This window comes from Ruminococcus sp. MCC718 (genome assembly GCF_018783905.1).
Classification (GTDB): Bacteria; Bacillota; Clostridia; order Lachnospirales; family Lachnospiraceae; genus Hominisplanchenecus; species Hominisplanchenecus faecis.
The window spans coordinates 19946-42075 of sequence record NZ_WQNP01000018.1 but is presented as its reverse complement, the minus strand read 5'-3'; the positions used below and the strand labels follow the sequence as shown (position 1 = coordinate 42075).

23 protein-coding genes and 1 riboswitch are annotated in these 22130 nt (G+C 44.0%); of the genes, 20 read left to right on the top strand and 3 right to left on the bottom strand.

Annotated features, from left to right (window positions below; all coding sequences use genetic code 11):
- Positions 1–296: 296 nt before the first annotated feature.
- Genes GPK60_RS02125 through GPK60_RS02100 form a run of 6 tightly spaced genes read left to right on the top strand, consistent with a single transcriptional unit; the run spans position 297 to position 4583 of the window.
- Positions 297–521 carry a hypothetical protein gene (locus tag GPK60_RS02125; RefSeq protein WP_252191262.1) on the top strand — a complete coding sequence of 75 codons (225 nt, stop codon included), beginning with the start codon at positions 297–299 and terminating at the stop codon, positions 519–521.
- Between the two features lie 54 nt (positions 522–575).
- Positions 576–1571: a DNA polymerase III subunit delta' gene (holB, locus tag GPK60_RS02120; protein WP_022118499.1), complete on the top strand. Its 996-nt coding sequence runs from the start codon at positions 576–578 to the stop codon at positions 1569–1571.
- Positions 1571–2491, top strand: a complete 921-nt coding sequence (locus GPK60_RS02115) for a stage 0 sporulation family protein (RefSeq protein WP_215658757.1) — start codon at positions 1571–1573, stop codon at positions 2489–2491. Before holB ends, GPK60_RS02115 begins: the two co-directional genes overlap by 1 nt.
- Positions 2481–3251 carry a tRNA1(Val) (adenine(37)-N6)-methyltransferase gene (locus GPK60_RS02110; protein ID WP_215658756.1) on the top strand — a complete coding sequence of 257 codons (771 nt, stop codon included), beginning with the start codon at positions 2481–2483 and terminating at the stop codon, positions 3249–3251. Before GPK60_RS02115 ends, GPK60_RS02110 begins: the two co-directional genes overlap by 11 nt.
- Positions 3252–3258: 7 nt before the next feature.
- A complete protein-coding gene (rsmI, locus tag GPK60_RS02105) occupies positions 3259–4119 on the top strand; it encodes a 16S rRNA (cytidine(1402)-2'-O)-methyltransferase (RefSeq protein WP_243860705.1) in 861 nt (286 codons plus the stop codon).
- Positions 4120–4139: 20 nt separating this feature from the next.
- Complete coding sequence (locus GPK60_RS02100) at positions 4140–4583, top strand: MarR family transcriptional regulator (protein WP_022118495.1); 444 nt, start codon at positions 4140–4142, stop codon at positions 4581–4583.
- A 52-nt stretch (positions 4584–4635) separates the two neighbouring features.
- On the opposite strand, the gene GPK60_RS02095 is transcribed toward GPK60_RS02100, so the two are convergent.
- Complete coding sequence (locus tag GPK60_RS02095) at positions 4636–6453, bottom strand: DUF885 domain-containing protein (protein ID WP_215658755.1); 1818 nt, start codon at positions 6451–6453, stop codon at positions 4636–4638.
- A 68-nt stretch (positions 6454–6521) separates the two neighbouring features.
- On the opposite strand from GPK60_RS02095, the gene GPK60_RS02090 reads away from it, so the two are divergent.
- The 9 genes from GPK60_RS02090 to GPK60_RS02050 all read left to right on the top strand — a co-directional run bounded on the left by GPK60_RS02090 (position 6522) and on the right by GPK60_RS02050 (position 17099).
- Positions 6522–7034 carry a shikimate kinase gene (locus GPK60_RS02090; protein WP_022117933.1) on the top strand — a complete coding sequence of 171 codons (513 nt, stop codon included), beginning with the start codon at positions 6522–6524 and terminating at the stop codon, positions 7032–7034.
- A gap of 308 nt (positions 7035–7342) precedes the next feature.
- Positions 7343–8635 carry a UDP-N-acetylglucosamine 1-carboxyvinyltransferase gene (locus GPK60_RS02085; protein WP_022117932.1) on the top strand — a complete coding sequence of 431 codons (1293 nt, stop codon included), beginning with the start codon at positions 7343–7345 and terminating at the stop codon, positions 8633–8635.
- Positions 8636–8649: 14 nt separating this feature from the next.
- A riboswitch (SAM riboswitch) is annotated at positions 8650–8746 on the top strand.
- A gap of 200 nt (positions 8747–8946) precedes the next feature.
- On the top strand, positions 8947–10134 hold the full coding sequence (gene metK / locus GPK60_RS02080) for a methionine adenosyltransferase (protein WP_147632695.1): 1188 nt from the start codon (positions 8947–8949) through the stop codon (positions 10132–10134).
- Positions 10135–10207: 73 nt separating this feature from the next.
- Entirely contained in the window at positions 10208–10939 is a 732-nt protein-coding gene (locus tag GPK60_RS02075; protein WP_215658754.1) for an RluA family pseudouridine synthase, read from the top strand.
- Between the two features lie 40 nt (positions 10940–10979).
- On the top strand, positions 10980–12068 hold the full coding sequence (locus GPK60_RS02070; protein ID WP_215658753.1) for an AI-2E family transporter: 1089 nt from the start codon (positions 10980–10982) through the stop codon (positions 12066–12068).
- Positions 12069–12141: 73 nt separating this feature from the next.
- Entirely contained in the window at positions 12142–14193 is a 2052-nt protein-coding gene (locus GPK60_RS02065) for a DHH family phosphoesterase (RefSeq protein ID WP_022117928.1), read from the top strand.
- A complete protein-coding gene (rplI, locus tag GPK60_RS02060; RefSeq protein WP_215658752.1) occupies positions 14194–14640 on the top strand; it encodes a 50S ribosomal protein L9 in 447 nt (148 codons plus the stop codon).
- Positions 14641–14654: 14 nt separating this feature from the next.
- Positions 14655–15983 (top strand): replicative DNA helicase, encoded by a 1329-nt coding sequence (gene dnaB, locus GPK60_RS02055; protein WP_022117926.1) that lies wholly within the window; start codon positions 14655–14657, stop codon positions 15981–15983.
- Between the two features lie 453 nt (positions 15984–16436).
- The gene (locus GPK60_RS02050; protein ID WP_215658751.1) at positions 16437–17099 is read left to right on the top strand and encodes a helix-turn-helix domain-containing protein; all 663 of its coding nucleotides are present in this window, start codon (positions 16437–16439) and stop codon (positions 17097–17099) included.
- 65 nt (positions 17100–17164) lie between these two features.
- Here GPK60_RS02050 and GPK60_RS02045 read toward each other — a convergent pair whose 3' ends face one another.
- Positions 17165–17338 carry a 4Fe-4S binding protein gene (locus GPK60_RS02045; protein WP_022118281.1) on the bottom strand — a complete coding sequence of 58 codons (174 nt, stop codon included), beginning with the start codon at positions 17336–17338 and terminating at the stop codon, positions 17165–17167.
- A gap of 217 nt (positions 17339–17555) precedes the next feature.
- On the opposite strand from GPK60_RS02045, the gene GPK60_RS02040 reads away from it, so the two are divergent.
- On the top strand, positions 17556–17765 hold the full coding sequence (locus GPK60_RS02040) for a DUF1858 domain-containing protein (protein ID WP_022118282.1): 210 nt from the start codon (positions 17556–17558) through the stop codon (positions 17763–17765).
- A 146-nt stretch (positions 17766–17911) separates the two neighbouring features.
- Here GPK60_RS02040 and GPK60_RS02035 read toward each other — a convergent pair whose 3' ends face one another.
- Positions 17912–18676 (bottom strand): adaptor protein MecA, encoded by a 765-nt coding sequence (locus GPK60_RS02035; protein WP_022118283.1) that lies wholly within the window; start codon positions 18674–18676, stop codon positions 17912–17914.
- A gap of 750 nt (positions 18677–19426) precedes the next feature.
- Here GPK60_RS02035 and GPK60_RS02030 point away from each other — a divergent pair.
- The 4 genes from GPK60_RS02030 to GPK60_RS15195 form a co-directional block, all read left to right on the top strand.
- Positions 19427–19585 (top strand): hypothetical protein, encoded by a 159-nt coding sequence (locus tag GPK60_RS02030; protein ID WP_022117920.1) that lies wholly within the window; start codon positions 19427–19429, stop codon positions 19583–19585.
- 217 nt (positions 19586–19802) lie between these two features.
- Positions 19803–21488 (top strand): glycosyl hydrolase family 18 protein, encoded by a 1686-nt coding sequence (locus GPK60_RS02025; protein WP_215658750.1) that lies wholly within the window; start codon positions 19803–19805, stop codon positions 21486–21488.
- Between the two features lie 201 nt (positions 21489–21689).
- The gene (rpsF, locus tag GPK60_RS02020) at positions 21690–21977 is read left to right on the top strand and encodes a 30S ribosomal protein S6 (protein WP_022119134.1); all 288 of its coding nucleotides are present in this window, start codon (positions 21690–21692) and stop codon (positions 21975–21977) included.
- Between the two features lie 15 nt (positions 21978–21992).
- Positions 21993–22130: single-stranded DNA-binding protein (locus GPK60_RS15195; RefSeq protein WP_252191264.1), on the top strand; the 138-nt coding region annotated here is incomplete at its 3' end.

Sequence of the window (22130 nt, the reverse complement as noted above, 5' to 3'; positions counted from 1 at the left end):
GCGGTTAGTAATTGCATGACAGAAACTCAATAGAATAGAAACCGTGGGACACACGGGGTTAGCTCGCTTATGCTTAGCACGTTGGTACTATCGAACGAGAACCAAACCCGCCGAGGTTAGGAAATCCCCCACCTCTATAGGTGGGGGAGGATGTCACTTTTCAGAGTAAATAATGCATAAAGCCAAGAGTGACTTCGATTTGGACGCAGAGAAGCATTCCCCCGCTTCAAGTGTGCAGAGCACTAAGCGACTGCGTTCATGAGCAAGTAGCGAAGCGGATTGTGAATGTCATTTATATGCAAAAAGCAAAGAAATTTTTGAATCAATTAAATCGATATTTTCAGGATAAGAATATGGATTGGAAGTGTGTTTTAGACCGTTCAGCATGTATTTATAATGAGATTTTTTCCAGTGAAAATCAAGCAGTTATTTTTGCTCCGGAAGCCAAAACAAGACAATGGTTATATAAAAAAGAAATGTATCGTAAAGAAAAAACTCTAGGTAAAGCCGCTTATTTATGATATAATAGAAAATCATTGGGTATACGAATGATAAAATCAGAGAGGGGTGAGCATATGCCTGGATTTGAGGAAATCGTAGGACATGAGCAAATTGTTACGCATCTGAAAAGTGCGATGAAACTTGGGAAGGTGTCCCATGCGTATATATTGAGTGGAGAAAAGGGATGCGGCAAAAAGCTGCTGGCAGATGTTTTTGCGGAAACACTGCAGTGTGAAAAGGGAGGCACAGAGCCTTGTGGCAGCTGCCATTCTTGTGTACAGGCACAGAGCGGCAACCATCCTGACATCATACATTTGATGCACGAAAAGCCAAACAGCATCAGCGTGGATGATGTGAGAACACAGATTGTGAACGATGTATTGATCAAGCCATACAGTGGAAAATATAAAATTTATATTGTGCCGGATGCGGAGAAAATGACAGCGGCTGCACAGAATGCACTTCTGAAGACAATCGAGGAGCCACCTGCATATGCAGTGATTCTGCTGCTTGCAAACAATGCATCAGCACTTCTGCCGACCATCTTATCAAGATGCGTTATGCTTTCTTTGAAACCGGTCGCAGACGATAAAGTCAAGCAGTATCTGATGGAGCATGTACAGGTGCCGGATTATGAGGCGGATGTCTGCGTGGCATTTGCACAGGGCAATATCGGAAAAGCCGTACAGCTGGCAACATCGGACAGCTTTAATGAAATCAAAAATTCAGCACTTCATCTGCTGAAAAATGTATCTAAGATGGAGATCAACGATATTATCGCAACGGTGAAATCCGTATCCGAATTTAAGATTGATATTCAGGATTATCTGGATTTTCTGGCGGTGTGGTATCGTGACATCCTGTATTTTAAAGCGACAAGAGACAGCAATGGGCTCATTTTTAAAGATGAGCTGAATGTGATCACCGATCAGATCAATAAAAGTTCCTACGAAGGTATCGAAAATATTCTGCGGGGACTCCAGACAGCGAAAACGCGTCTGAATGCAAACGTTAATTTTGATCTGACCATGGAACTGCTGTTTCTTCTTATAAAGGAGAATTTGGTATAATGATAAAAATTGTTGGTGTCCGTTTTCGCACGGCCGGGAAGATTTATTACTTTGATCCGAAAAAACTGCCGATCAAAAAGGGAGACCATGTGATCGTTGAGACAGCAAGAGGAATCGAATACGGCAGCGTCGTAGCCAATCCAAAGGAGATTCCGGATGACGAAGTAGTTCAGCCGCTGAAAGCCGTTATGCGTATCGCAACACCGGATGACGATGCAAGAGTAGAACGCAATTTGGCAAAGGAAAAGGATGCTCTGCGTATCTGTGCCGAGAAGATCCGCAAACATAAGCTGGATATGAAGCTGATCGATGCAGAATATACGTTTGATAACAACAAAGTCCTGTTTTATTTCACGGCGGACGGCAGAATCGATTTCCGTGATCTGGTAAAAGATCTGGCATCCGTATTTAAGACACGTATCGAGCTTCGTCAGATCGGTGTGCGGGATGAGACAAAACTGCTTGGAGGTATCGGCATCTGCGGAAGACCGCTTTGCTGCCATACATTCTTATCTGAGTTCGCACCGGTTTCAATCAAGATGGCAAAAGAGCAGAATCTTTCACTGAATCCGACCAAGATCTCCGGTGTCTGCGGAAGACTGATGTGCTGCCTGAAAAATGAAGAGGAGACTTACGAGTATCTGAACAGCCGTCTGCCGGCGGTTAATGATACGGTGACGACTGAGGACGGTTTAAAAGGAGAAGTACACAGTGTCAACGTGCTTCGTCAGACCGTAAAAGTGGTTGTGGAAGTCGGGGACGAAAAAGAGATCCGTGAATACGATGTCAAACAGCTCAAGTTCAAACCTCGCAGAAGAAAAGAAAAAAACGGCGGGGCAGGGAAACAGGAAGAAAGAGAACTGAAGAAACTCGAAGCAATGGAGAAAAAGGAAGGAAAATCAAAACTAAATGACAATTAAACTGTATCCGGATGAGAGACTGGATGATCTGCAGAGAAGCGGGTACCATATCATCCAGAATCCGAAAAAATTCTGTTTTGGAATGGATGCGGTTTTGCTTTCCGGATTCGCAAAGGCAAAGCCGGGAGATAACGTTCTGGATATTGGTACCGGGACTGGAGTTATCCCGATCCTGATGGCGGCAAAGACAAAAGCCGGACATTTTACCGGTCTTGAGATACAGCATGAGAGTGCGGATATGGCGATGCGAAGCATTCGGTATAATCATCTGGAAGAGCGAATCTCTATTGTAGAAGGCGATATCAAGGAGGCCGGGACATTGTTTGCTTCGGCTTCTTTTCATGTAGTCACAAGTAATCCGCCGTATATGATCGAGCATCACGGTCTGGTCAATCCGGATAATGCAAAAATGATCGCAAGGCATGAAGTCTACTGCACGCTGGAGGACATCATCGTCCAGACAGCAAAACTTCTGAAAAACAGCGGAAAGTTTTATCTGGTACATCGACCGTTCCGGCTGGCGGAGATTTTTTATCTGCTTGTGAAGTACGGACTTGAGCCAAAGAGAATGCAGATGGTGCATCCATATATCGATAAAGAACCGAACATGGTCCTGATCGAAGCCATGAAAGGTGCAAAATCAAGGATCACCTGTGAGCCGCCGCTGATTGTGTATGAGAAACCGGGCGTGTATACAAAGCAGATTTATGATATTTACGGATACAATGATGCCAGGGTCAAAAAGCATTCGGAAAGGTGAGAAATATATGAGCGAAAATCAGGGAAAACTGTATCTGTGTGCAACTCCGATCGGAAATCTGGAAGACATTACGATGCGTGTTCTGCGAGTGCTTCAGGAGGTCGATCTGATTGCGGCGGAAGATACCAGAAACAGCATCCGGCTTTTAAATCATTTTGATATCCATACTCCGCTGACGAGTTATCACGAATACAATAAAATCGAAAAAGCCTATGTTTTAATAGAAGAAATGAAAAAAGGGAAAGACATCGCCCTGATCACCGATGCCGGTACGCCGGGCATTTCCGATCCGGGTGAAGATCTGGTGCGTCTGTGCTATGAAAACGGTGTTGAGGTGACTTCCCTTCCGGGAGCCTGTGCCTGCGTGACGGCGCTGACACTTTCCGGATTATCCACCAGACGTTTCTGCTTTGAGGCATTTCTTCCATCGGATAAAAAAGAAAAACAGGAAGTTCTGGAAGAATTAAAAGACGAGACCAGGACGATCATCATTTACGAAGCACCGCACAGGCTGGTGCGTACCTTAAAAGAACTTCTGGAAACACTTGGCGACCGCAGAATGACGGTTCTGCGGGAACTGACGAAAAAGCATGAGACAGCATTCACCACGACACTTTCAGAGGCAGTGGTGTACTATGAAGCGGAAGCACCGCGAGGCGAATGTGTACTGGTGCTCGAGGGCAGAAGCCGGCAGCAGATGAAAGAGGAGAGTCAGGCAGCCTGGAAAGAGATGGACATCGAAGAACATATGCAGAAATATCTGGATCAGGGCATGGATAAAAAAGAAGCGATGAAACAGGTAGCAAAAGACCGCGGAGTCGGAAAAAGAGATGTCTACCGGGAATTAGTTGACAGAGACAAAGCCTGAAAAGCAGAAGGAGGAAAGCTGTGAGTACGACATACGACACGTTAAATAATGTTCTGGTTCGATTGTTCCATGATATTATGACACTGGAAGAAAAAGCGATCCGGACGGGGGAATTCAGCGAGATCTCCAATAACGATATGCATATCATCGAGGCAATCGGCATTGATGAACCGCGAAATATGTCTTTCGTAGCCAAAAAACTTTCTGTTACGGTCGGAACGCTGACGATTGCGGTTAACAATCTTGTAAAAAAAGGTTATGTAAATCGTACACGCAGCGAAAAAGACCGAAGGGTCGTGCTGATTTCTCTTACCGAAAAAGGCCGGAGAGCATATGAGCATCATCGCCTCTTTCACGACAAAATGATCAAGGCGACGATTGCAAATATGAGTGAACAGGAAGAAGAAGTGCTGGCACAGGCACTCACCAATCTGATCGGCTTTTTTGAGCAGTATCAGCAGTAAACGACATTTTGACCTTTAGACCCTGGCATCATGGAAATAACCGCAAAATTCATTATGATTTTTGCAGAACGTATTTATACAATACTGGAAATGGGCACGGACCTGTTTCCAGTATTTTTTTATGGAAATTTTTCAAAGAAAAAGAAGCACCTTCTTTTTTCAGGGCTGCCTGTTTTAAATCTTCAAAACAAAGATAGCCAACATAGTATTTCAGATAGTTTGCAGGAGCCTCCAAAATGGTGTTGAAAAAGGCATCGGCAGTCCCTTCTCCATTTAAGCCAAACTGCGAAAGAACCTTTGACGTCTGCGGGCGGTCGTATCCATAATAATGGATCAGAATATCAAGAAAAGAAGAGATGCCGAGGTTTAAAGAACGGTTCAGGCGATAGATTTCGGCAATGATATTATCAGAACATCCGTAAGAAAATGACTGCATTTCCACGTAGGTTGCCCAGCCTTCCACATAACCACCGAAATTTGTCAGACTGCGGACAGGGCGGATACCGGAGTCGTTCGAGAAAATCGTCTGGTACAGATGGCCCGGATAACCTTCGTGTGCAAGTGTCGAATAGAGATCCAGTCCACGGTAACCGATTTTCGGATTTATGTAGATGACATTCTGGTTGCGGTTGTCGAGCGGTGCGGTCAGATAAAAAGCCGGGCTTAAATAATCTTCCAGAGCTTTTTCAACGTATTTGACTTCGTATGTCACGTCCGCGATTTCCGGAAAATCCTCTGCCATTTTCCGTTTCAGATCATTCAGAATCTCCTTTGGATCAGAAGAAATCTGATCATTCACCGTTTTCAGCATTTCATCCCCGGAATCGGAAAATAATTGTGGATTTTTCTGTGCGATCTGACGCAGCGTGTGGATATCTTTTACGAGCTGTGACTGGATTCTTTTAAAAATCGTTTCCACGCTGTCATAACAGCCGGTCGTGTCTTTGACAAGATAAGCATAATAATTTTTGCCATCTGGAAGATAACAAAGACCGAGAGCGTTTTTGCTGCTGTCTTTTAACGCAGAAAGCCCTTTGGAAAGTTTCCGGTAAGTCGGGATAACATAGGAGGCAAGGGCTTTCCGATTCAAAGAGCAGTATTTCTCTTTTTCGGTTTCATTTAAAAAATTAAGAGAGGCGATGCGGCTGTCAAAAGTGGTAAACAGAATATTCTGATCGCCGGTCTTAAGAAAAGCATCGCACTGGTCGATCACGCCCTGAGCGACAGAAGCATCCATGAAAAGTCCGGCAGCTGATTTGGCACGTTCAAACTGCAGAATGCTGTCATAGTATTCCGGAAGCCCGGAAAGAAGAGCCAGATACGTTTCAATATCTTTTTTATTATGAAAACTGTATTCTGCAAGCAGAACCGGCAGCTGTGCCTGTGTGCCGAGAGACGGACCGAGCGGCTCATCGTAAAGCAGGTATTTTTCACCCTCTGCCTGTAACGAAAAAGCACTTGTTAAAATATCATAAGTGAGACGGTTTTTTGTGGAAAGCCAGTCTTTGGGAAACTTGAAAAGTTTTTCCAGATAAATATTCTGCTGTGAAAAAGAATCTGCGAGAACTTCCGGGTTCATGGAACCAAACGAAACATCCGGATCAGAAAGATTTAAAATTTCCGGATTTTCCAGTGTATAGTGCAGATTTAAAGTATTTTCTGTAATTTCATTTCGAAAGACCGTATCACAGAAAGCGACAAAAGAATGATTGATTTCATAATAAAAAACAGAACAAAAGAGAAAGATAAGAGCAGGAAGAAAAGCAAGCAGAAGTTTGTGCCTGCGAAGTCTGGAAAGAAAGGAGGACATAGGCAGATACCTGAACTGTTTTTTACAGTGTACGTGCAGAAGGGAAAAAATATGTGCCATTAAGAAGCAATCTTTACAAACCATATCTGCTGTGATACAGTTATGAAAAAACAGGCAGGTGGTAAGAAATGAAGAGTTCAAAAAATGTCATCCTGATCGGCATGCCGGGTTCAGGAAAAAGCACCGTTGGTGTTGTGCTTGCAAAAGTACTGGGATATCGTTTTATTGATTCCGACCTGGAGATCCAGAGTCAGGAAGGAAAGAGGCTTCCAGAACTGATCGAAGAATTTGGTACGGAAGGATTTCTTGATATTGAAGCACGCGTCAATGCTTCCATTGAGGCAGAAAGATGCGTGATCGCAACCGGCGGAAGTGTTGTATACAGAGATTCTGCGATGCAGCATTTAAAAGAGATCGGAACGGTCGTTTATCTGAAACTGACCTGCGAGGAGCTGGAGGAGCGACTCGGTGACCTGCGGTGCAGAGGTGTCGCACTTCAGGAAGGCCAGACCTTGCAGAGCCTTTATGAAGAACGCATTCCACTTTATGAAAAATATGCTGATATCACCGTCGATGAAACGAACATGAGCGTGGAAGAGACGATGGAACAGGTGGTTTTGCGATATCGGAGCAGAAAATAGCGGTTGTTACAAGAATGTTACGGAGAATATAGCTAAAATCCACGGTTCCTGAAATGTATCTTCGTTGCTTTTTACTGAAATCTTAATTTTTGTTTACAAACACCAAGTTTGTGGTATAATAAAAATTATGATGTTAGGGGAATCGCTTTTTGTCCTCGGCACATATTCGCAGGTGTTTACGTCATTTCCGGACGTTTACAGAATTTCGTTAAAAAGTAAAAAAAGCAATTTGAAAAATGATGATAATGATGCAGAGCGGTAACGGATGCATCAGAGATAGAGAGTATATTTTAATAATAGAGGTGTCTATGGAACAGTATGTAATTAAAGGCGGCAATCCCCTGGTGGGCGAAGTTGAAATCGGCGGAGCGAAAAATGCGGCACTTGGTATTTTGGCAGCGGCGATTATGACAGATGAGACCGTGGTAATCGATAATCTTCCGGATGTCCAGGATATCAATGTCCTGCTCGAGGCGATCAGTGTGATCGGAGCCAGAGTTGACAGGATCAGCCGTCATAAAGTGGCTATCAATGGTTCTATGATCGGTCAGGTAAGTGTAGATTACGAGTTTATTAAGAAAATCAGAGCTTCCTACTATCTGTTGGGAGCACTTCTTGGAAAATATAAAAGAGCAGAAGTACCGCTTCCGGGCGGATGCAACATCGGCAGCAGACCGATCGACCTGCATCTGAAAGGATTCAAAGCACTGGGAGCGACAACGAGTATCCGAAACGGTTCCATCGTTGCAGAGGCAGAAAAGCTGAAAGGAACACATATTTATTTAGATATGGTTTCCGTAGGTGCGACGATCAACATCATGATGGCAGCATCTATGGCAGAGGGATACACGATCATCGAGAATTCAGCACGTGAGCCGCACGTTGTCGATGTGGCGAACTTCCTGAACAGCATGGGTGCCAATATCAAAGGTGCCGGTACCGATGTGATCCGTATCCGCGGTGTTCAGAAGCTTCACAGGGCAGAGTATTCCATTATTCCTGACCAGATCGAAGCCGGAACCTTTATGTTTGCAGCAGCAGCGACCAGAGGCGATGTCATGGTTAAAAATGTCATCCCGAAACATCTGGAAGCAACGACAGCAAAGCTTGTCGAGATCGGCTGTGAGGTAGAAGAATTTGACGATGCTGTGCGTGTGGTAGCATCCAAACGTTTAAATAGCACAAACGTCAAGACACTGCCGTATCCGGGGTATCCGACCGACATGCAGCCGCAGATCGTAGTTGCCCTGGCTCTGGCACACGGTACCAGTATCGTGACAGAGAGCATTTTTGAGAATCGTTTCAAATATGTGGACGAGCTTACCAGAATGGGTGCGACGATTAAAGTAGAAGGCAATTCTGCTATTATCTACGGAACCGATGGGTTTACAGGAGCAAGAGTCAGTGCACCGGATCTGAGAGCCGGAGCAGCACTGGTGATCGCCGGACTGGCAGCAGAAGGTGTCACCGTTGTCGATGATATTGTCTATATTCAGCGTGGATATGAGTGTTTTGAAGACAAGCTCCGCAGCCTTGGTGCTGAGATTGAACGAGTTAGCACCGAAAAGGAAATTCAGAAATTCAAACTGAGAGTTGGTTGAAAATTAAATAGCTTCTCTTATTCAGAGTGATGGAGATACATAGGATCTGTGAAGTCACGGCAACCCCTTAAAGGAAGGTGCCAACCTGAGCGAGTATTCGAACAATAAGAGGATTGAACTTATCATTGGAATAAGAGGTCCGCTTTTTGTGGACCTTTTTTCGTTCCACAGAAAAGCATTCTGTGGGATTATAAAAAGAAACCATGTAGTTTCATATTATCAGAAACTATAAAATTACCGATGTCAGAATTGTAAAAATTCTATACAGTTCAAAGGCATCATACATTCATTTATTAAAAAAGGAGAGACAAATGGAGAAATTATTATTTACATCCGAGTCTGTAACAGAAGGACATCCGGACAAAATGTGCGACGCGATTTCTGATGCGATTCTGGACGCACTGCTTGAGCAGGATCCGATGAGCCGTGTAGCATGCGAGACAGCAACAACAACCGGTTTGGTACTGGTTATGGGTGAGATCACCACAAAAGCATACGTTGATATCCAGAAAATCGTAAGAGATACGATCCGTGAGATCGGATACACCAGAGGAAAATATGGCTTTGATGCTGATACCTGCGGTGTGATCACAGCAATCGATGAGCAGTCCGGCGATATCGCTATGGGCGTAGACAAAGCACTGGAAGCAAAAGAACACAAGATGACCGATGATCAGATTGAGGCAATCGGTGCAGGTGACCAGGGTATGATGTTCGGTTTTGCAACAAACGAAACCGAAGAATACATGCCTTATCCGATCGCACTGGCACACAAACTGGCACGCCAGCTGACCAAGATCCGCAAAGACGGAACACTGCCTTACTTAAGACCGGACGGAAAAACACAGGTTACCGTAGAATATGATGAAAACGGAAAACCGGCAAGACTGGATGCAGTTGTTCTGTCTACGCAGCATGATCCGGACGTAACACAGGAACAGATCCACGAAGACATCAAAAAACATGTATTTGATGCGATCCTGCCACAGGAACTGGTAGATGAGAACACCAAATTCTTTGTAAATCCGACCGGACGTTTCGTGATCGGCGGACCTCACGGAGACAGCGGACTGACCGGACGTAAGATTATCGTAGACACCTACGGCGGATATGCACGTCACGGCGGCGGAGCATTCTCCGGAAAAGACTGCACAAAAGTAGACCGTTCTGCAGCTTATGCAGCACGTTACGCAGCAAAGAACATCGTAGCAGCAGGACTGGCAGACAAATGCGAGATCCAGCTCTCTTATGCGATCGGTGTGGCACAGCCGACTTCTGTTATGGTAGATACCTTCGGAACAGGCAAACTTTCTGACGAAAAGATCACAGAGATCGTTCGTGAGAACTTTGATTTAAGACCGGCCGGCATCATCAAAATGTTGGATCTGAGAAGACCGATCTACAAACAGACAGCAGCTTACGGACACTTTGGACGCAACGACCTGGATCTGCCATGGGAAAAACTGGACAAGGTGGATGCACTGAAAAAATATCTGTAATCTGACTGAGGCAGACAGAATTATGTGTGGAGAAATGAAAACGGAAAACAGCAATCAGAAACAATGTATCAAAATGGTAGGGAATATAGGGATTCTGTATGAGGATCCCTATATTCTCGTATGTCGCAAACCGGCAGGAGTTCCGGTTCAGAGTGCAAATGCCAGAGTCAAAGATATGGTCAGCATTCTGAAACTGTATCTTCTGGAAGAGTCCGGGAAACCGGGAGAGCCATATCTTGGAGTTGTGCATCGCTTAGATCAGCCGGTCCAGGGCGTGATCGTATTTGCCAAGACAAAACAGGCAGCAGCGAATTTAAGCAGTCAGATCGCAGACCGGAAGGGCAGCGGTCAGGTCGTGAAACGATATTGTGCAGTTGTGCGTAGAAATGCCGATGTATACAAAGAAACAGAAACAGCAGCAGAATATCAGGAACTGACTGATTATCTTCAGAGAGACCGCAGGACAAACACTTCTTATATTGTGCCAAAGGGAACGAAAGGTGCAAAAGAAAGCAAACTGCGTTATGCGATCCTGGAAGAAACAGAGGATCTCAGCCTGGTAGATATCGAACTTCTGACCGGCCGGCATCATCAGATCCGTGTACAGCTTTCCGGAGCGGGCATGCCGATTGCGGGTGATAAAAAATACGACGAAAAATCCGCAAAAACGACAGGAACACGCGAAAAAGAAACTCCGGCACTCTGTGCTTACAGCTTAAGTTTCCTGCATCCGAAAACCGGAAAACAGATGGATTTCACCGTTCTTCCGGAAGGAGGAGCGTTTGAAAAATTCCGCAAAGAATAGCAATATCCGGTAAAAACAGGATAACAGAATGAAAAAGATTATGTCGTACATACTAAATCCGATAAAAGAGGATAAGGAAGGTGCGGCGAAGATGAATACAAAAATCAGAAAAGCAATCGGAATTGTGGGAATCATAATGGCGGTATATATCATTTTTAAATATATATTCGTCTATGTGGCCCCATTTCTGGTGGCTTTTTTGATTGTAAGGATTTTAAATCCGGCTGCCATCCGTCTGCAAAAATATCCGTGTTTTCGGAAAGCAGGAAAAGGGAGTCTTTTGTTCTGCATGATGAGCCTGATCCTTGGAATAACAGGCGTATGCATGTGGTTCCTCGGTGTGCGGCTGTTTGCACAGATCCGCAGCATTTTTCTGCATATTGATCAGTACGAGGCAAAGATGGAAACGATGATCGACGGATGCTGTGTGCTGCTCAATCAGAAATTCGGGGTGAAAAGTGAGGCGGTCAGAGAGATCGTCTACCAGAACATTGAAAAAATGTCGGAAAAAATACAGGCAGTCAATATCACGCAGGTTTTTCGATATTCCGTGCGGTATGCAGTCGTTGCCGCAGAATGGTTCAGTGTGCTCTTTGTGATTTTTGTGGCTGTCCTGCTGATCATCAAAGATTATGATGAAATCTGTCAGAAATTGCAGAAATACAGCACGTTTCGTCATCTGGTGCGGATTGGGGAACGTCTGTGGCAGATGGCGGGTCTGTGGCTTCGGGCACAGCTTCTGATCATGGCGGCAGTGATGGCAGAGTGCGTGGCAGGTCTGTGGGTTTTGCAGAATTCCTATGCCCTGCTGGTCGGGATCCTGATTGGTTTTCTGGATGCACTTCCGTTTATCGGGACAGGGACGATCCTGCTTCCGTGGGCGGCACTGGAACTGTTTCGTGGAGACTTCTTTCATGCCGCAGCTTACCTGACTTTCTTTCTCATTACCAACAGCACGCGGGATTTCCTGGAGCCACGGCTTTTAGGGGAAAAGCTGGGCGTATATCCCATTGTTATCGCAGTTGTAGTATATGTGGGGATCTGCATCTTCGGACCGACGGGAGTTTTGCTTGGTCCGCTGATGCTGCTTGTTATCAGAGAGGTGGTCAGGGAATGGCTGGAAGCGTAAAAAAACCTTTTCTATTTCCGGAAAAAATGGTATGATAAGCTTTGATAGTAACTGAGGGTTTGGAGAAGATGCAATGAATAAGAAAAAGAAGGTAAGGCACAGCGGAAAATTAAAATCCTATATGCAGTGGCCGGCGGTCGTGGCGGTCTTACTTGTGATGCTGGATATCCTGGTTTTTGCGATCGATGTGAAAGCAGGATTTCTGGTATTTTGTTTTACTGCCGCTTATTGGGTTCTGATGTCTGTTCTGATGCTGCGTTACCGTCCGTTTGTTCTCCGTGAGATGATTGCGTTTGCATCCCAGTATTCCCAGATCCAGAAAGGGATGCTGAAAAATTTTTCCATTCCGTATGCAGTACTCGATACGGATGGAAGAGTACTCTGGATGAATGATGCATTCTGTGATGTGACAGGAAAGGATTCCAGGTATCGGAAAAATATTTCAAACCTGTTTCCGGAGATTGATGCGTCTGCACTTCCGTGCAAAAAGGAAGAAACAGATGTGCAGATTTTTTATAATGAAAACGATTATCAGGCACATCTGCAGAAGCTTTCAATGGGAGATCTCAACGAGGAAGTATCGATTGTGGATATTCCGCAGGAAGGGAATTATCTGATCGCACTGTATCTGTTTGACAATACGGAGCTGAATTATTACATCCGTCAGAATCAGGAACAGAAAATGGTTGCCGGACTGATCTACTTGGACAATTACGATGAAGTGCTTGAGAGCGTGGAGGAGGTAAGACGTTCCCTTCTGCTTGCCCTGATCGACCGTAAGATCAGCAAATATGTGGCGAATCTGGACGGTATCACAAAAAAACTTGAGAAGGACAAGTATTTTGTAGTTCTGAAATATAAGTCACTGGAAGAACTGGAAGCAAACCGTTTTTCCCTTCTGGAAGAGGTAAAGACGGTCAACATCGGAAACGAAATGAAGGTCACTTTAAGTATCGGTATCGGAGTGAACGGCAGTACTTATGCACAGAATTATGAGTTTTCAAGAATTGCCATTGAGCTTGCTCTTGGACGCGGCGGTGATCAGGCAGTCGTAAAAGATAACGATAAAATTTCTTACTACGGCGGCAAATCCCAGCAGATGGAAAAGAGCACGCGTGTAAAAGCAAGAGTAAAGGCACATGCACTTCGCGAATTTATCGGAAGCCACGAAGATGTGGTCATCATGGGACACAAGATCACGGATATCGATTCTTTCGGAGCAGCCGTCGGCGTATGGCGTGCGGCAAGGATTCTTGACAAAAAAGCCCATATTGTGCTCGGAGATATCAATGGATCGATCCGTCAGTGGGTGAATCTGTTCCTAAATGACAAAGAATATCCGGAAGATATGTTTGTGACACATGAGCAGGCGAGAAAAATCGTGGATCACGACACCGTTGTGGTGGTTGTTGACACGAACCGTCCAAGCATGACAGAGTGTTCCGAGATCCTGAATCAGACCAGGACAATCGTTGTGCTTGACCATCACCGCCAGAGCAGCGAAGTGATCAAAAATGCGGTTCTGTCCTATATCGAGCCGTATGCATCATCCGCATGTGAGATGATTGCAGAGATTTTGCAGTACTTTGCAGATGATATCCGTCTGAAAGGAAAAGAAGCAGACTGTATTTATGCAGGTATTATTATTGATACCAACAATTTTATGGCGAAAACAGGGGTCCGCACCTTTGAAGCGGCAGCATTCTTACGCAGATGTGGAGCAGATGTGACGCGTGTCCGCAAGATGTTCCGGAATGACATGAGTTCCTATAAGGCGAGAGCAGAAGCGGTTCGCCACGCAGAAGTATTTGAGCAGTATTATGCGATCAGCTGCTGTCCGAGTGAGGATCTGGAAAGCCCGACTGTAGTCGGTGCTCAGGCCGCAAATGAACTGCTGAACATTGTCGGTATCAAGGCTTCTTTTGTATTGACAGAATACAAAGAGCGTATTTATATCAGTGCACGAGCCATCGATGAGGTCAATGTGCAGATCATTATGGAGCGTCTCGGCGGAGGCGGTCATCTGAATATCGCCGGGGCACAGCTGGACGGAGTGACACTTGAAGAAGCAAAAGATAAGCTGAAAAGTACGATAAGAACGATGATAGAAGAAGGAGCGATTTAAATGAAAGTTATTCTTGTAGAAGATGTAAAAGCACTTGGAAAAAAAGGTGAAATGGTAAATGTAAGCGATGGATATGCAAGAAATATGTTGTTCCCGAAAAAACTTGCACTGGAAGCAAGTGCAAAGAACATCAATGATCTGAAACTGAAAAAAGCACACGATGAAAAAGTTGCAAAAGAACAGCTGGCAGACGCAAGAGCATTTGCAGAAGAACTGGCAAAGGCACAGGTAAAAGTTTCTGTAAAAGTAGGCGAAGGCGGAAAAGTATTCGGTTCTGTTTCCAGCAAAGAAATTGCAGAAGCTGCAAAATCACAGCTTGGATATGATATCGATAAGAAGAAGATCCAGATGAAAGATCCGATCAAGGCAGTCGGCACAACAAGCGTTGCGATTAAGCTGCATCCGAAGGTAACAGCAGAGCTGAAAGTCGTAGTAGAAGGTATTTAACAGGGGGCATAAAAATGGAAGAAGCACTGATCAAGCGGGTATTGCCCCACAGTGTTGAGGCAGAGCAGTCTGTAATCGGTGCTATGCTCATGGATCAGGAAGCCATCATCAAAGCCTCCGAGATCATAAGCGGAGACGATTTCTATCAGCATCAGTACGGCATTGTTTTTGATGCGATCGTAGAGCTTTATAATGACGGCAAACCGGTAGATCTGATCACGCTGCAGAATCTTCTGCGTGAAAAAGACGTACCGCCTGAGATCAGCAGTCTGGAGTTTGTCAAAGATCTGCTGACTTCTGCACTGACCTCTACAAATGCAGATGCCTATGCACAGATTGTACATGAAAAGGCAGTTCTGCGAAAACTGATCAAAGTCAATGAACAGATCGCAAATGACTGCTACAGCGAAAAAGAAAAACTGGAAGATATTCTGGAATCAGCAGAAAAGCGGATTTTTGATATTGTTCAAAAACGAAATTCCGGAGACTTTGTGCCGATCAAAGATGTCGTGTTGCGGGCACTCGACCGGATTGAAGCGGCATCGAGAAACAAAGGAAGCGTGACCGGAATCCCGACCGGATTTATTGATCTGGATTACAAGACAACCGGTATGCAGCCTTCCGACCTGGTACTGATCGCAGCTCGTCCTTCCATGGGAAAGACCGCATTTGTACTGAACATAGCCCAGTATATGGCATTTAAGAAAAATTATACGGCAGCGATCTTCAGTTTGGAAATGTCAAAAGAACAGCTGGTCAACCGACTGTTCGCACTCGAATCACAGGTAGATTCACAGCAGCTTCGTACCGGAAATCTGAGCGATGATGACTGGGCGAAACTGATCGAAGGAGCCGGGATCGTCGGACGTTCCAACCTGATCATCGATGACACGCCTGGTATTTCCGTTGCGGAGCTTCGCTCCAAATGCCGCAAATACAAAGCAGAAAAAGGTCTGGATGTCATCATGATCGACTACCTGCAGCTGATGACAGGAAGCAAACGTGCAGATTCCAGACAGCAGGAAATTTCCGATATTTCGAGATCCTTAAAAGAGATTGCCAGAGAGCTTCAGGTTCCGGTGCTTGCACTTTCTCAGCTGAGCCGTGCAGTAGAGCAGAGACCGGATCACAGACCGATGCTTTCCGACCTGCGAGAGTCCGGTGCGATCGAGCAGGATGCCGACGTTGTAATGTTCCTTTATCGAGATGATTATTACAATAAAGATTCCGAGAAAAAGAACATTGCAGAAGTCATCATAGCCAAACAGCGTAATGGTCCGATCGGTACGGTAGAGCTTGCATGGCTGCCAAACCTCACCAAATTTGCAAACTTAAAAAAATAACGCCGGGAGTTTCCGGGATGAAAAAGGTGTCGCTTTTTGCGATATCTTTTTTGCGTTTTTGAGAAAGAAATATGTTACAATCATATGAGAATGCCAGGGTACAAAGGTCAAAGTGTCGTTCTTGCTTGCAAGATAAGACATTTGAACTTGGGACCCGCTAAACATGAGGAAGTAGCTATTTACGCAGTAAATATGCGGATTCCGAATGTTTATAGAATTGCGAGAGTTACTTTGTAACGGAGCAATTCGTTGGCATTCTCATGTAAATATGCCAGGGTACAAATTCGTTGGCATTCTCATGTAAATATGCCAGGGTCAAACTCGCAGGCATCAAAAAGGGACAACGTCCAAAAACATAAGTAATGATTCAATACAGATGGAAGCAGTTACTTTAACTGGTTTTGCATTGTAATTGCGAAAGTATTGAACGGTTACAATATTGGGAGGTAGAGGATGAGCGAGATCAGATACATGATTTCCGATGCCGCCAGACAGGCAGGGGTGGAGGCACATGTACTTCGAAGCTGGGAAGAAGAGCTGGACATCAAAGTGGGCAGAACGGAACTTGGACATCGCTACTATACCGATAAAACGATCTATATCATGAAGAAAGTCAAAGAACTGCGGGACAAAGGATTTCAGCTCAAAGCGATCAAGGTGCTGATTCCGGAAATACAGAAAAAAGCAGAAGAAATAACGGAAATCACAGAAGAGAAAAATGCAGTAATGAAAGACACAGCAACAAAAACTAAAAAAGCAGAACATACAGAAAAAACAGATTCGGATGCGAATTTAAAAGACAGCACACAGGAAGTCCCGAAACCACAGACCATACTTCCGTTTGTAGATTCACTGGACAACCTGGAAAAATTTCAGGACATTGTCGGTGATATCATGAAACGTGCTCTTCAGGAAAATAATGTGGAGCTGGAAAATCGGATTGCGGACAGTGTTTTAAAAGAAATGGAGATCTTGATGAAGATCCAGGAAAAAAGAGAGGAAGAACGTTACCGAAATCTGGATGAAACCATTCGCTCCTTTCAGCATAACCGGCAGATGGTGGCAGCGACAAGAGAGAAGGAGAGCCATAAAAAATGGTTTCGGATTTTTAAATAAAAAGAAAATAGAAAAACAAGGGGAGCTGCTTACGCAGCTCCCCTTGCTTTTATAAAATTTTTTAATTATTCACCTGCTACGATAGCACCTGTAGGACATTCTCCTTCACATGTACCGCAATCCAGACATGCATCTGCATCGATTACGTATTTGCCATCGCCTTCGCTGATAGCTTCTGCCGGACAGGCTTCTGCACATGTACCGCAAGCTACACATTCATCTGTAATAACGTATGCCATGATAAAACCTCCTTATTTTTATGAAATATGTTTTCAACAGGATTCGGCTCTCCGAATCTTTATCCCATTTTAATACATAAGTCTGGAATATACAAGAGGTTTTTTCTATGCCTTGCATAAAGTACAAAAACATATTATAATCAACCTGTCAAAAGAAATCAGGTACAGATCTTTATGAGAAATTTAAGTCTGTACAGAATGATAAAGGAGGAAAATCATGCAGAAAATAACCAAGGATATGATTATCGGCGATATTTTAAGAATGGATCCTGAAATGGCAGGCGTACTGGTAGCAGGCGGCATGCACTGTATTGGATGCCCATCCGCACAGATGGAGACCATCGAAGAGGCAGCTCTCGTTCATGGTATCGAGCCGGATCTGCTGGTAGCAAGAGTAAATGCATTTGTTGAAAGCAAACAGGCATAAACAGACAGCAAAAGTGGATTGTGAATATCCATTAAAAAATAAAAAGCGTTTCCACCAGGATTTTCCAGGCGGAGACGCTTTTTCTACACTCTATTTCTGTTTGCAGCGAATCGGTTCAGAAACTCTGACTATCGATTTCATATCAATCAGATCAATGCAAGCTTCTGCAGAGCCTCATCCGCAACGATACATTCCAGATGCTCTTCAAAGAACGCTTCGTTGCCCGGTGTGTATTTCAGGCTGGAAGCATACTCGGAAAGGGTATTGCAGACTTTATTAAACTCTTCCGGTGTGTGTGCAGATTTGCTGAGTGTCAGCAGATACTCACGGCCTTCCGGATTCTTATAGAGCGTGTTGTAACCCTGGTAAGAATTTTGCAGAATGTGTGCTGCACGGATCACAGTGTCCAGATCGCGGAAACGGTAAAGTTTCGTCAGATGAAAGGATTCCGGATTGATCTCCGGTTTTGCAGGAGTCTTTTCTTTCTTTTCAGAAGTTTTTGCTGCTGCATTTTCAGCCATCTTTCTTGCCTCGTGGATCTTATTGAAAAGATTCAGGATATCATCGGCTCCTTCAAGAGGTGCCGGTGCCGGCGGAGTGATGTTGTTGTTCTCTTCGCCGTTTGACGGTGAAAATTTTGCAAAACGTGTATCAAGTTCTTCCGGATCTTCCACCTTGGTAACGATCAGAATTACAGAGTCGGAAGAAATCGGGATCGCTTCTATCATCAAAGGAATGTCATTTGCTTCAAAACCAAATTCGTATGCGGCCTGCTGCATCATATCACGAAACAGCAGCTTTGCTTTTTCTGTGCCGTAAGCAAGTTCACTGAGCTTGATCTCACGGTCTGCCAGATCCTGACGTGTAAGTGTGCAGCGAATCTGATTATCGTTGATTTTTTCTATCTTCATATTATCACATCCTATCTATGATATGTTAACCTTTTATTGGAATTACTATGATTATGATATTGATTAAGGTTAAAAGATGCCATAAAACCACTCCTGTGCAAGCACATTGTGTCTTCAGACTTTTGACCCTAGCATCTTATTATCTTATAATTATATCTGCATACTATCAAAAAGTAAAGTAGATTGCCAGTGTAAAATTATAAAAAGAGTGTAAAAACATCTTGCATTTTTCAAACATAAAGTATATAATAATCAATGTGAGGATGAAACAATGCTTTAAGCAACATCAAAAATCAAAATGAATAAGAAAGCGAATTCTGTCGCTTTTTATTATCTTATGCGGGATTCTCCGCAATATTCCAAAAAAATGATTGTACCTCCATAAAGCAATATTGAGCTTAAAAGATGCCATGTAAACTCTTTGGTACTTTGCATTCGTACAATGAATGTTATCTGGTATCCTGAAGTACTGTTGATCGGAACAAAAAAGAACGTACTGCACTTTGCAAAAGAATAGAAAAAGGCTTGAATGTTTCTGATTTACAGATTTCGTATACGGTGTTGTTTTCGTGTCAGCAATGCTGACCGGAATTGCATGTCAGGCAGCAGCCTTATGTGTATTCGATTTAAATTCTCACGATAATGTCAGCAGAATCTTTAAGTTTAACAGGAGGGGGTGGAACTATAGGCAGCAGAAAAAAACGGAAACATCGACTGCAAAAAGAATTAAATGCATATGCCAGAGCAGGCATGAAGCTGTGGTTGAATGGAAAGCCAAGTACACCTTCGGATATCATGCACCAGTGCATGATCCGGGAAGAAGAGGAGTATATGAGAGATTTTGTAAGCGATGATGACGATCACATTATAGGAATCGGATTCGACTATATAAAAAAGAAAGAGGTCTGATGACAAATCCCCATAGTACAGAAGACAACCATACAGGTCGAAGGATTATAAAAAATGTAGACTTAAGTCATCTTTCGTTCATAAATCTATGATACACTGAATCAAAACGATGTATTCCGTTGTAAAAACGATGTTGCAGTATGCGAATACTGAGGCGGATTGTGGGAGTGCACCGCACGGAACAATCCGCAGGCATCATAGTATGGAGGTACAATGAATGAAGAAAAAGAAAAGTCCTGTGAAGGTCGTAGTGCCGCTGATCCTGGCGGTGGCTGCGGCAGGCGTAGGATATAAAGTTGTAAATCGATATATCCCATCCAAAGAAGTGATGGATGGCAATGAATATTTTGGCACTTCCGGAGGGGAGGATGCAGCAGTCGTACTTCCGGACCGTCTGGAACAGGGGAAAGCACTTGTGAAGGATGGCACGGCATATGTAGAATATGCGACTGCAAAAGAAAATCTGAATGATCATCTTTATAAAAGCGATGAAGAACAGCAGGTCATACTGACAACGGCAGTGGATATTATCAAACTTCCGTATGACAGCAATGAATATACAACGCTTACCGGAAATGGCAGCATGCCGTATCAGATCGTTGTTTCGCAGGATGGAAATGTCTATATTGCACTGGATTATCTGGCACAGTATACAGCACTTCAGTATTCGGTGGAGCAGGAACCGCTTCATATTATTATAAACAATCAGTGGGGAACGAAAACCTTTTCGAATGTGATAAAAGAAGAAAGCGTACGTCTGGATGCAGATATCAAAAGTCCGATCCTGAAAAAAGAAGCGGCCGGAGATAAAGTGACAGTTCTGGAACAGGAAGAAGAGTGGACAAAAGTTCTGACTGCGGATGGATATATTGGCTATATGAAGAGCAAAAAGCTTTCTGACAGCTACGAAGAACAGGTCACCAGTGATTTCCGGGCGGCAGAGTACACCAGCATACATAAAGATTATGACATGAATCTTCTCTGGCATCAGGTGACGAGCCAGGATTCAAACGATGCACTTGCAGCGGACATTCAGGATGTAAAAGGGGTCAATGTCATTTCACCGACCTGGTTTTCTATCAGCAGCAACGATGGAGATATTTCTTCTCTTGCAAGCAGTGACTATGTAGATACCGCACATCAGAATGATATGGAAGTCTGGGGACTGATGGACAATTTCAGTACGGATATTGATACCGACACTGTGCTTGGCACTACCACATCCAGAGAGAACCTGGAAGGACAGCTGATTACCGAAGCACTCAACTATCAGCTGGATGGCATTAATATTGATATCGAATCCTTACCGGAAGAAACTTCCGAAAGCTATGTGCAGTTTATGAGGGAACTCTCTGTAAAGTGCAGGAATAACAATCTTGTACTTTCGGTGGATGTCCCGTCGCCATACAGTTTCAATGAACATTACAGCCAGAAAGAGCTTGGCGAAGTCGTAGACTATGTGATCATTATGGGCTATGATGAACACTATGTCGGCTCCGATGCCGGTTCCGTGGCATCCCTTTCCTATGAAAGAGACGGCATTACCGGAACACTGGAAAATGTTCCGAAAGAAAAGATCATCAGCGGTATTCCGTTCTACACGAGATTATGGAAGACCAATGCTTCCGGTGAAGTAAGCAGTGAGGCGATCGGCATGGATAAAGCAGACCAGATCTTGTCTGATTACAAGGTGACTGCCGGATGGAGCAGCGAGACATCACAGGATTATGCAGAGTTCACAGATGAAGATGGCAATTTCTGTCAGATCTGGCTGGAAAACGAAGCATCGATCGAAGAGAAGATGAAACTTGTGCAGGAATATGGTCTGGCCGGAGTGGCAGAGTGGAAGCTTGGATTTGAAAGATCATCCATATGGGATGTAATAGCGAAATATGTGAATTAGATCATGATTCTGCTTCAAAGTCAGGTTTGGCTGCGAGGCGGAAACATTGCAAAAAATAAGAAAAAATACTTGCCTGTCTTGCAAAAATATGATAAAATCAAAAATTGTGAGTGGCTGCAGACAAGCAGCCATTTTGAAACATTGAATTCCTTGCTCACGAAGGTAATAGTGGGCCAGAGACCATAAGGAGGTGCGAAGAGCATGAACAAATACGAATTAACCGTTGTTGTTAACGCAAAAATTGAGGATGACGTAAGAGTAGCAACTGTAGAAAAAGTAAAAGAATACGTTGCACGTTACGGCGGAACAGTTACTAATGTTGACGAATGGGGTAAAAAGAGATTAGCTTACGAAATCCAGAAGATGAAAGAAGGATTCTACTATTTCATTCAGTTCGAAGCTGATGCTACAGCTCCGGCAGAAATCGAAAGACATGTCCGTATCATGGAAAATGTTATCAGATATTTATGCGTAAGACAGGAAGCATAAATAAGGAGATTTAGAATGAATAAAGTTATTTTAATGGGACGTTTGACCAGAGATCCGGATGTTCGTTATTCCGCAGGGGAGAGCGGCACATCAGTTGCAAGATATACATTGGCTGTAGATCGCAGATTCAACAAACGCGATGGCGAAGCAACC

Bases quoted from the DNA above. Each gene is read 5' to 3' on its own strand.
- GPK60_RS02070 (WP_215658753.1), top strand. From the start codon at position 10,980: ATGTCGTACATACTAAATCCGATAAAAGAGGATAAGGAAGGTGCGGCG.
- GPK60_RS02040 (WP_022118282.1), top strand. From the start codon at position 17,556: ATGCAGAAAATAACCAAGGATATGATTATCGGCGATATTTTAAGAATG.
- GPK60_RS02045 (WP_022118281.1), bottom strand. From the start codon at position 17,338: ATGGCATACGTTATTACAGATGAATGTGTAGCTTGCGGTACATGTGCA.
- GPK60_RS02110 (WP_215658756.1), top strand. From the start codon at position 2,481: ATGACAATTAAACTGTATCCGGATGAGAGACTGGATGATCTGCAGAGA.
- GPK60_RS02085 (WP_022117932.1), top strand. From the start codon at position 7,343: ATGGAACAGTATGTAATTAAAGGCGGCAATCCCCTGGTGGGCGAAGTT.
- GPK60_RS02095 (WP_215658755.1), bottom strand. From the start codon at position 6,453: ATGGCACATATTTTTTCCCTTCTGCACGTACACTGTAAAAAACAGTTC.
- holB (WP_022118499.1), top strand. From the start codon at position 576: ATGCCTGGATTTGAGGAAATCGTAGGACATGAGCAAATTGTTACGCAT.
- GPK60_RS02075 (WP_215658754.1), top strand. From the start codon at position 10,208: ATGGTAGGGAATATAGGGATTCTGTATGAGGATCCCTATATTCTCGTA.
- metK (WP_147632695.1), top strand. From the start codon at position 8,947: ATGGAGAAATTATTATTTACATCCGAGTCTGTAACAGAAGGACATCCG.
- GPK60_RS02090 (WP_022117933.1), top strand. From the start codon at position 6,522: ATGAAGAGTTCAAAAAATGTCATCCTGATCGGCATGCCGGGTTCAGGA.
- GPK60_RS02065 (WP_022117928.1), top strand. From the start codon at position 12,142: ATGAATAAGAAAAAGAAGGTAAGGCACAGCGGAAAATTAAAATCCTAT.
- GPK60_RS02035 (WP_022118283.1), bottom strand. From the start codon at position 18,676: ATGAAGATAGAAAAAATCAACGATAATCAGATTCGCTGCACACTTACA.
- GPK60_RS02050 (WP_215658751.1), top strand. From the start codon at position 16,437: ATGAGCGAGATCAGATACATGATTTCCGATGCCGCCAGACAGGCAGGG.
- GPK60_RS02125 (WP_252191262.1), top strand. From the start codon at position 297: ATGCAAAAAGCAAAGAAATTTTTGAATCAATTAAATCGATATTTTCAG.
- GPK60_RS02025 (WP_215658750.1), top strand. From the start codon at position 19,803: ATGAAGAAAAAGAAAAGTCCTGTGAAGGTCGTAGTGCCGCTGATCCTG.
- rplI (WP_215658752.1), top strand. From the start codon at position 14,194: ATGAAAGTTATTCTTGTAGAAGATGTAAAAGCACTTGGAAAAAAAGGT.
- rpsF (WP_022119134.1), top strand. From the start codon at position 21,690: ATGAACAAATACGAATTAACCGTTGTTGTTAACGCAAAAATTGAGGAT.
- GPK60_RS02030 (WP_022117920.1), top strand. From the start codon at position 19,427: ATGAAGCTGTGGTTGAATGGAAAGCCAAGTACACCTTCGGATATCATG.
- GPK60_RS02115 (WP_215658757.1), top strand. From the start codon at position 1,571: ATGATAAAAATTGTTGGTGTCCGTTTTCGCACGGCCGGGAAGATTTAT.
- dnaB (WP_022117926.1), top strand. From the start codon at position 14,655: ATGGAAGAAGCACTGATCAAGCGGGTATTGCCCCACAGTGTTGAGGCA.
- rsmI (WP_243860705.1), top strand. From the start codon at position 3,259: ATGAGCGAAAATCAGGGAAAACTGTATCTGTGTGCAACTCCGATCGGA.